The sequence below is a fragment of the Cupriavidus sp. 10L45 genome, from assembly GCF_056395225.1.
Window position 1 is genome coordinate 418,760 of the sequence record NZ_JBFTJC010000004.1, and the last position, 9,061, is coordinate 427,820.

The window sequence follows — 9,061 nt, forward strand, 5'->3', positions numbered from 1 at the left end:
CCGATCAACGATCAGGCGCCATCAAGATAGCGATTCCGCTCGCCGATGGGCCGGCCAAGATTCGGCGTGGTCCAGCGCATGTCGCCCTGATAGGCAGCACTGCCATAGCTGCGATTGGTCGTGGTCGTCGCGCCCGGCACCAGATCGTACTTTTGCGAAGGCATCTGCATCTGCTGCTGTTGCTGCGGGGCCAGATCCTGTCGCGTCGGTTGCGCCGCGCCCTGCGAGTACGGGTCGAACTTGTCGCCCGTGCGCGCGCCGCTGGTCGAGGGGTCGACCGGCGTGGACGTGACACCGCCCTGCGTGTAGGGGTCACGCGGGCCCGGCGTCATCTGCGCGAGCGCCGACACCGACATCAGCGCCAGCGCCCCGGCGGCCAACACACTGCTGGCGCGCATCGTCTTCATGGTCTTCATGGCTTACCTCCACATGGCAAATCGTTTGCGGCGGGAGGAAATCACCACCGCTCCCTTCATGAGGTAGCGAAAGCCGTGCCGGTCCCGCACGTGCGGTGCCGGGCGCCCTGGGGGCCGCGTGCCGGCTAGGGAGCGCTCCGGAATTACAACCGATGGGTAAGGCCTGCACTGGCGTCTGTCGGCATCGTGCGTGTAACAAGACGTATCTTCCTCGCATATCACGTCATTTAAGTCTGTGTTCAGCTTTCGTCCTCAGTGACCACTTGTGCGGCGCGGTCATTAATAAGAACGATTCGCATTTACTTTAGGATGGGCGCCTCGTTGAAAACGGTACATCCCCGCTGCGGGGAACGCATGGCCCTTCCCATGGAGTTCACATGACAGTGATCGACGATCGCACGCCCCCTGCCCGCGCTGACACGCCCCCTGCGCACGATCCATCCGGCACGGTTTTACACACCTTCATCGCCCAGCGGCGCAGCCTGCTCCACGTGGCCACCCGCATCCTGGGTTGCCCCTGCCTGGCCGAGGACGTATTGCACGACGCGTTTCTCAAGCTCTGCCAGGACCCCTGCCCCGAAGCCTTGCGCAGCGAGGCGAGTTACATCAGCCGGGTGGTGCGCAATCTCGCGCTGGATAGCTACCGGCGCCAACAATTGGAGAAGCGGCTATTCATCGGCGATGTGCCCGAGCAGGACGCACCGCTCGACACCAACTCGCCGGACTGCATCGCCATGGCGCATGAGCAAACCACCTGCCTGCGTGACGCGATGCGGCGCCTGCCATCACGCACCCGCGACGCGGTGGTGCAGTACTACTACGAGGACCAGACGCAGAAGCGCATCGCCGAGCGGCTGGGCATCTCGGCCACGATGGTGAACTTCATCCTCCAGGATGCGCGCAGCGCCCTCAGTGCGATGAATATCGCGCGCTGAGCGCACGGCTGCGCGATGACCGTCGCCCGCTGATCTCTACGGCCGCGCGGTGGATGCCGCGCGCCGCTCTCCTTCCGCTTGCCGATCTTCCACACGTGCACGCGCCATGCGTGCCTCGCGCGTGCCCAGGCACGCGTAGCACGGCTTCGATGACGCGAGCCCGCACAGCCCCGCATGTTTTAAGTGAATGACATGGCCGAACTAAACGAATGACGAGGCCATTCGTCTTGATGGGTATCCCCCTTCCACTGCGGAAGCCTTCCTGTTTCGCGATCCACCAGGGCTAAACATGAGCAATGAAGATCCTTATGACTTTATCGGCGTCGGACTGGGCCCGTTCAATCTCGGCCTCGCGTGCCTGGCCGATCCGCTGCCCGGCGTACGCAGCCTGTTCCTCGAGAAGAAGGAAGCGTTCGGCTGGCACACGGGCATGCTCGTGGACGGCACGACGTTGCAGAACCCGTTCCTAGCCGACCTCGTGTCGATGGCAGACCCCACCAGCCGCTTCAGCTACCTGAACTACTGCAAGCAGCAGGGCCGCATCTACAACTACTACATCCGCGAGAACTTCTACCTGACGCGTCAGGAATACGACCGCTACTGCAAGTGGGCCGCGGGGCAGCTGCCCAACGTGCGCTATCGGCAGGACGTGCTCGACATCCGTCACGACCCGTCGCTGCCCGGCTACGTAGTGAGTGGCGTCGATACGCACACCGGAACGCCGTTCCGGCATCGCGCGCGGCGGCTTGTGCTCGGCATCGGCAGCACGCCGAACCTGCCCGCCTGCTGCGCGGGCGAGCACGCGCCGATCCACACCTCCGCCTACCTCGCCAACAAGCGCTGGCTCCAGCAGCGCCGCACCATCACTGTCATCGGCAGCGGGCAGAGCGGCGCCGAGGTCTACCACGACCTGCTCAAGGACTGCGACACCCACGGCTATACGCTGAACTGGGTGACCCGCTCGCCGCGCTTCTTCCAGATGGAGAACGCCAAGCTCACGCTGGAGTTGATCTCGCCGGCCTACAGCGACCACTTCTACGACCTGGGCGAATCCGTGAAGACGCGCGTGCTGGAGGACCAGCGCAGCATCTACAACGGCATCAACAAGACGCTGATCGACCAGATCTACGACACGCTCGACGAAAAGCGCCACCGCGCCGGGGCCCGCACGCAACTGCTGACCAACCTCGCGCTGGACGGCATGCACTTCGACCCCGCCGCGCGCCAGTACGAGATGACGTTCCGCCACATGGATCTGGGCGAGGCCTACCGCCACGTGGCCGACGGCGTGGTCATGGCGACCGGCTACACGCATCGCGTGCCAGCCTTTATCGACGGCATTCGCGAGCGCATCCGCTGGGACGCGGGCGGCCGCTACCAGCAGGCGCGCAACTTCGCGGTAGACGTGCATGGCGACGAGATCTTCGTGCAGAACGCCGGCTTCCACAGCCACGGCCTGACCAACCCGGACCTGGGCATGGCCTGCCATCGCAATGCACGGCTGCTGCACGCGCTGACCGGCGTGGACCACTATCGCGCCGAGGCGCGCACCACGTTCCAGGACTTCGCCCCGCGCGCCAACAGCGGCTTCGAGCGAATCGAGGCGACGGAAGCTTCGGCAACCGTGCCGGCCCCCGGCAACGGCACGCCCATGCCGGCCCAGCCAGCGCTGGCGCAGCTGATCACGGTGGCGGGATAGACCATGAGCCTGCGACTCACCATCGTCATCATGTCCGCGTTCGGCGTCATCAGCGACGCCATCCTGATCGCGTTCTACCCGCAGTTCTTCGAAGTGCGCTACGGCATCACCAGCCCGGTGCACGTGGGCGCCTACATCGCCGCCATCTCCATCGCCGTGATGTGCACGCTGCCGCTCTGGGCGCGCGTGGCGCGGCGCGTGGAAACCATGCACCTGCTGGTCTACACCCAGCTCGTAGCCGGCACCTTCGGCGCCCTGAGCGCCTGGGCGGAGACGGTCACCGCCTTCTGGGTGCTGACCATGCTGATGTTCATGACCAAGAGCAGCTACCTGCTGATGTTTCCGTACCTGATGCGGCTGGAGAAGGCCGAGACGCACGGCGCCACCATCGGCCTGCTCTCGGTGGTGGTGCATATCGGCGGCATCTTCGGGGCGATGGCGGGCGGGATGGCGCTCCAGCAGTTCGGCCCGCGCACCTGCCTGTGGATGATGGCCGCTGGCGACTTCGTGCAGATGGCGTTGTGCATCTACCTGATCCGGACCGGCCGGGTGGTGCGCGTGCTGGGCACCGATGCGCCGCCGCCGGCGGCAGGCAGTGCCGCCAGCACGGCGCGGCGCGGCACGCTGGGGCTGATCCTGCGCCTGAGCCTGCTGATGCTGCTGTTCGACTTCAGCGCCTACCTCGTCCGCCCGTTCTTCTCGGTGTACTGGGAGCAGATCTCCGGCATGCACAACCAGATGCTGACGGGGCTGGTGTTCGCGATTCCGGGCGTGGTCGCACTGGTGGCGCTGATCGCCAACAAGCGGGCCACGCGGGACGGCCGCAAGCTGCTCGACCATACGCTCGGCAACCTGCTGCTAGGTACTGTGGGGCTGCTGTTGCAGGCGGCGCCGTCCCCGGCGCTGGTGCTGATCGGACGCTGCCTGTACGGGTGGTCGATGTTCCAGGTCATCGTGAAGCTGGAGGTGACGCTGTTCAAGGTCAGCACGCCGGACGCCTACGCCAAGGACTTCAGCATCGCCAACTTCTTCCAGAACCTGGGGGTGCTGCTGTCGTCGTTCGGCGCCGGGCTGATCGTGAGCCACTTCGGCATCGAGGTCACCTTCGTGCTGGCCGCCGCCGGCATGCTGCTGACCGCCGCGCTGGACCGCTGGACCTTTGGGGTGGATCGTCGCCACGCGGCGCCAGCCGCGCAACCTCAGACCGATGCCGCGGGTACCGCCGGACTTGCTGGAGCGCCCCATGCAAGCTGACCGCTGGGACATCACCCGTGGAGGCGCCGAGCCGATTCCCGCCGCGTTGCGCCTGTCGCTCCACCCGGCCATGACGATCCGGGCGCTGTCGCTCGACCACGACATCGGCCTGCTCCATCGCTGGTTCACCATGGACTACGCGCGCTTCTGGAACATGCAGGACCTGACGCTCGACGAGACGCGCCGCTTCTACACGGAGCTGCTCGGGAGCGGCCATGGCGGCGCCTACATGGGCCTCTGGGAGGGGGCGCCGGCGTTCCTGATCGAATGCTACGACCCCGCGCACGAGCCCGTCGGCACGCACTTCGCGCCGCGCGCCAGTGACATCGGCATGCATTTCTTCGTCGGGCCGCCGGCCGCACCGGTGCGCCACTTCACGCGCGACGTGCTGCGCCACGTCATGGCGCACACGTTCTACACACTGGGCGCCCAGCGCGTGGTGGTGGAGCCCGATGCGCGCAACGACAAGGTCCATGCCCTGAACCGCGCCGTGGGCTTCGCCTACGACCGCCAGATCACCCTGCCGCAGAAGACCGCCTGGCTGGCCTTCTGCACCCGCCCCGATTTCGAACGATCCATCCGAGGAGATTTCACCGATGAACGCCCCGCTTGACGCCACCATCCACGCCACCTTGCAAGCCCAGACCACGCGCGAGCCGCGCCATGTGGTCAGCCACCTCGAACCGGCCGTCTGGGCCAAAGTGAACCGCCTGCTCGTGCGCAAGGCCATCGCCGAATACGCGCACGAGTTGGTCATCACGCCGGCGGCGCAAGGCGCGGCCGATGCGGACGGCTGGACCCGCTACCGCATCGACGCCGACACGCCCAACTGCCACTACACCTTCGACGGCCAGCCGATGGCCCTGCGCCACTGGCGCATCGACCCGGCCAGCATCGAGCGCGTGCTCGACGGCGCCAGCGTGCCGCTGGACGCGTTGACCTTCATCAACGACTTCAAGCACACGCTCGGCATTCCCGCCGACAAGCTGCCGGTCTACCTCGACGAGATCAGCAGCACGCTGTTCGGCGCGGCCTACAAGCACAACCCGCAGGCGCCGAGCGCAGAGGCCCTGCTCGACGCGGATTTCCAGACCTACGAGTGGGCGATGATCGAAGGCCACCCGGGCTTCGTGGCGAACAACGGCCGGCTCGGCTTCGATGCCGAGGACTACCGCGCCTTCGCCCCGGAGACCGGCTCGCGCTTCGCCGTGATCTGGCTGGCCGTGCATCGTGACAACGCCCACTTCGCCAGCATTCCCGGGCTGGACTACGAGGCCCACATGGCGAGCGAACTGGGCGAAGCGCGCCTGGCCGCGTTCCGCCAGGCGCTGGCGCAGGCCGATGTAGCGCCAGAGGACTACCTCTACATGCCGGCCCACCCGTGGCAGTGGTTCAACAAGCTCAGCATCGCGTTTGCCGCCGATGTAGCCAATCGCAAGATCATCCCGCTCGGCTACAGCGACGACCTGTACACCGCCCAGCAGTCGGTGCGCACGTACTTCAACGCCTCCCAGCCGGACAAGTGCTATGTGAAGACCTCGCTGTCGGTGCTGAACATGGGCTTCATGCGCGGGCTGTCGCCGTACTACATGGCCGGCACGCCCGCCATCAACGCCTTCCTGGACGGGCTGATCAACGACGATGCCACGCTGCGCGGCTACGGTTTCAGCATCCTGCGCGAGGTGGCGTCGGTCGGCTATCGCAACCGCTACTACGAGGCTGCGCTCGAGACGGACAGCCCCTACAAGAAGATGCTGTCGGCGCTCTGGCGCGAAAGCCCGCTCGGCAAGCTGCGCGAGGGTGAACGGCTGATGACGATGGCCGCGCTGCTCCACACCGACCCGCAGGGCGACGCCCTGCTGCCGGCGCTGATCCGCCGCTCGGGGCTCTCCGCGCGGACGTGGCTGCGCCAGTACCTGCGCGCCTACCTCGAACCGCTGATGCACTGCTTCTATGCGCACGACCTCGTGTTCATGCCGCATTGCGAGAACCTGATCCTGGTGCTGGAGGGGCATACCGTCGCGCGCGTGTTCATGAAGGACATCGCCGAGGAGTCGGCCATCCTGAACAAGGACGCGGTGCTGCCGGAAGGCATCCAGCGGCTCGCCGTGGACGTGCCCGAGGACTACAAGCTGCTCGGCATCTTCATCGACGTGTTCGACGGCGTGTTCCGGCACATGGCCCAGATCCTCGTGGAGGGCGGCAGCTGTTCCGAGGACGACTTCTGGCAGGTGGTGGCGGACAGCGCGCACGACTACCAGGCGGCGCATCCCGAGTTGCAGCACAAGTTCGCGCGCTACTACTTCTTCGCGCCGGATTTCCTGCACTCGTGCCTGAACCGGCTGCAGCTCAAGAACAACCTGCAGATGGTGAACCTGGCGGATCCGGCGTCGAGCCTGACCATGGCGGGGTCGCTGCCCAACCCCGTGGCGGGCCGCGCCCGCTCCGCCAACGTCAAGGCGGCCGCCTGATGCTCGCGCCCGCGCCGGACCGGCTCCACGCGCTGCTGGCCACGGCGGCACGTGTGGTGCCGGGACTTGACGGCACCATCGGCACGATCGGCGAGATCGACGGAATCGACGATGGCGGCGGCCGGGGCGGGCGCGCGTGGAGTGAGGCGCGCGCGGAGGACATCGCACCGATGGTGCGGCACCTCGGCGCGCATGTCCCCGAAGCCGGGGCGCACTATTGGTCACTTCGCGCTTGGGGATTGCATATCTGGCAACCGGTGTATCTCGGCATAGTCGGCGTGCATTGCTGCGCGTGCGCGCCGGATCTGTCGGCATTGTCCCAGCGCACCGAGGCGGGCGGCATCCACGGTTTCCGCATCGCGCCGCATACGCCGCGGCTGGGCGCGGAGGATGACGGGCTGCGGGGCGTCGCCCGCCAGATCGCCGAAGGCTGGACTCGGCTGCACGCGCAATGGCGTGACGTCGGCCCGCTGCCGGTCAAGGCGGCCGGCCGACTGCTGGCCGATTGCGTCCTCGGCGCCTTACTGTGCGTGCAGCGCGAGCGAACCGATTGGGACGCGCCGCGCATGCATGCGCTGGGACAACGCTGGCTCGAGGCCATCGGCCTGGGCGGCGAATGCGGTTTCCTCGCCTACCGCGATGGCAGCGGCGCCGAACGGCTCGCCCTCGCCCGCAAGGGTTGCTGCCTCCACTACCGCCGCACCGACGGCGAGATGTGCGCCACCTGTCCGCGCCAACGCGTACCCGAGCGCCTGGCACGACTCGCTGCCCGCGACGGGCCCTAGCCCGCCCGCGTCCCCTCTCTCACTTTTTTCTGATTTTTCCTCGTATGCGTCCGCCATGCGCGGCGGCGCTCATCCGTGCAAGGAGAACACCCATGTCCGATCTGAGTCAGTCCTCCCACTTCGAAGCGGAGGCCTTGCAGTTATCGGTTTCAAGTTATTGCGATGAAGACGTCTTTGCGATGGAGATGGAACGCATCTTCCCGCGCAGCTCAAGCTATATCGGCCACGACCGCATGGTGCCCGACCCGGGAGACTGGCGCGCGCTGGGCCATGAGGACAACGCACGCGTCCTGGTGCGCACCGACCATGGCGTGGAATTGATCTCGAATGTCTGCCGGCATCGGCAGGCGCTCATGCTCGGCCAATACGGCCCCGGCGGACCCGGCGGACCCGGCGGACCCGGCGGACCCGGCGCGACTGCCGGCAACGGCCAGGGTAACCTGCGCGAGCGCGGCGGCAACATCGTCTGCCCGCTCCACGGCTGGACCTACGACAGCAGCGGCCAGTTGATCGGCGCACCGCAATTTCCTGAAAAACCGTGCCGGAACCTGGAGCGCTTTCCGCTCCAGAACGTGAATGGCTTCCTGTTCGAGGGCCCGCGCAACGCCGCGCAAGACCTGCGCGGCCTGTTCGACCGGCCCGAACTGGATTTTGGCGACTACGTGCTCGACCACGTGGAAATGCACCGTTGCGACTGCAACTGGAAGACCTTCGTCGAAATCTACAACGACGACTATCACATCGGCCCCTTCCACCCGGGACTGGGCCGCTACGTGCATAGCGAGGGACTGAGCTGGGAATATGGAGACTGGTACAGCGTGCAGCGGATCGACGTGCATCCAACGCTGGAGATCGCAGGCACCGACACGTACCGTACCTGGCATGAGCGACTGCTCGCTTACGGCGATGGCCGGGTACCTGACTTCGGTGCGATCTGGGCGACCTATTATCCGACCCATATGATCGAGGTCTTCCCGTACGCGCTGGTGCTGTCGACGCTTTATCCGAAGGGTGTCCACGAGACGATGAACGTCATCGAGTTCTATTACCCGGAGGAGCTGGCCGCGTTCGACCGCGAACTGGTGGAGGCGCACCGCGCCGCCTATATGGAAACGGCGATCGAGGACGACGAGATTGCCGAGCGCGTAGACGCCGGCCGGCGCGCGCTATATCGACAAGGAAAGACGGACGCGGGTCCGTACCAGACCCCGCTGGAAGATGGCATGCGCCATTTCCACGGCTGGTATCGGAAGCTGATGGATACGCCGGTCGCGGCACCGATGCCGGTACGCGATCCGGAAGCCACGGCGCGACGGACAATTCCGATCGCACGTGCAGTATGCTGAATCGGAAGCCCACAAAGCAAAACCCCCAGCCTTTATGGGGCTGGGGGTTCTGGGTATAAGAGCCTGGCGATGACCTACTTTCACACGGGTAGTCCGCACTATCATCGGCGCAAAGTCGTTTCACGGTCCTGTTCGGGATGGGAAGGGGTGGTTCC

The 9,061-nt window shown here is 66.1% G+C and carries 8 protein-coding genes and 1 rRNA gene; 7 read left to right on the plus strand and 2 right to left on the minus strand.

All coding sequences use genetic code 11. The features are described from left to right. Positions 1 to 11 precede the first annotated feature (11 nt). Positions 12 to 416, minus strand: coding sequence for an endonuclease (locus tag AC1DFU_RS09965; protein WP_255370807.1), 405 nt, complete (start codon positions 414 to 416; stop codon positions 12 to 14). Positions 417 to 793: 377 nt separating this feature from the next. Between AC1DFU_RS09965 and AC1DFU_RS09970 the strand changes: the two genes are divergently transcribed. The 7 genes from AC1DFU_RS09970 to AC1DFU_RS10000 all read left to right on the plus strand — a co-directional run bounded on the left by AC1DFU_RS09970 (position 794) and on the right by AC1DFU_RS10000 (position 8,906). Further along, complete coding sequence (locus AC1DFU_RS09970) at positions 794 to 1,351, plus strand: sigma-70 family RNA polymerase sigma factor (protein WP_441593695.1); 558 nt, start codon at positions 794 to 796, stop codon at positions 1,349 to 1,351. A 289-nt stretch (positions 1,352 to 1,640) separates the two neighbouring features. Then, positions 1,641 to 3,050 (plus strand): lysine N(6)-hydroxylase/L-ornithine N(5)-oxygenase family protein, encoded by a 1,410-nt coding sequence (locus AC1DFU_RS09975; protein ID WP_092294417.1) that lies wholly within the window; start codon positions 1,641 to 1,643, stop codon positions 3,048 to 3,050. Positions 3,051 to 3,053: 3 nt separating this feature from the next. Continuing rightward, positions 3,054 to 4,304: an MFS transporter gene (locus AC1DFU_RS09980; protein ID WP_092294415.1), complete on the plus strand. Its 1,251-nt coding sequence runs from the start codon at positions 3,054 to 3,056 to the stop codon at positions 4,302 to 4,304. Further along, positions 4,294 to 4,917 (plus strand): GNAT family N-acetyltransferase, encoded by a 624-nt coding sequence (locus tag AC1DFU_RS09985; protein WP_441593696.1) that lies wholly within the window; start codon positions 4,294 to 4,296, stop codon positions 4,915 to 4,917. Before AC1DFU_RS09980 ends, AC1DFU_RS09985 begins: the two co-directional genes overlap by 11 nt. 19 nt (positions 4,918 to 4,936) lie before the next feature. Further along, the gene (locus tag AC1DFU_RS09990; RefSeq protein WP_441593700.1) at positions 4,937 to 6,775 is read left to right on the plus strand and encodes an IucA/IucC family protein; all 1,839 of its coding nucleotides are present in this window, start codon (positions 4,937 to 4,939) and stop codon (positions 6,773 to 6,775) included. Further along, the gene (locus AC1DFU_RS09995; RefSeq protein WP_441593697.1) at positions 6,775 to 7,560 is read left to right on the plus strand and encodes a siderophore ferric iron reductase; all 786 of its coding nucleotides are present in this window, start codon (positions 6,775 to 6,777) and stop codon (positions 7,558 to 7,560) included. Before AC1DFU_RS09990 ends, AC1DFU_RS09995 begins: the two co-directional genes overlap by 1 nt. A gap of 92 nt (positions 7,561 to 7,652) precedes the next feature. Next, positions 7,653 to 8,906 carry an aromatic ring-hydroxylating oxygenase subunit alpha gene (locus AC1DFU_RS10000; RefSeq protein WP_092294407.1) on the plus strand — a complete coding sequence of 418 codons (1,254 nt, stop codon included), beginning with the start codon at positions 7,653 to 7,655 and terminating at the stop codon, positions 8,904 to 8,906. A gap of 61 nt (positions 8,907 to 8,967) precedes the next feature. Here the strand turns inward: AC1DFU_RS10000 and rrf are convergent. Continuing rightward, positions 8,968 to 9,061: ribosomal RNA gene (gene rrf, locus AC1DFU_RS10005) — 5S ribosomal RNA — on the minus strand; the annotation flags it as partial.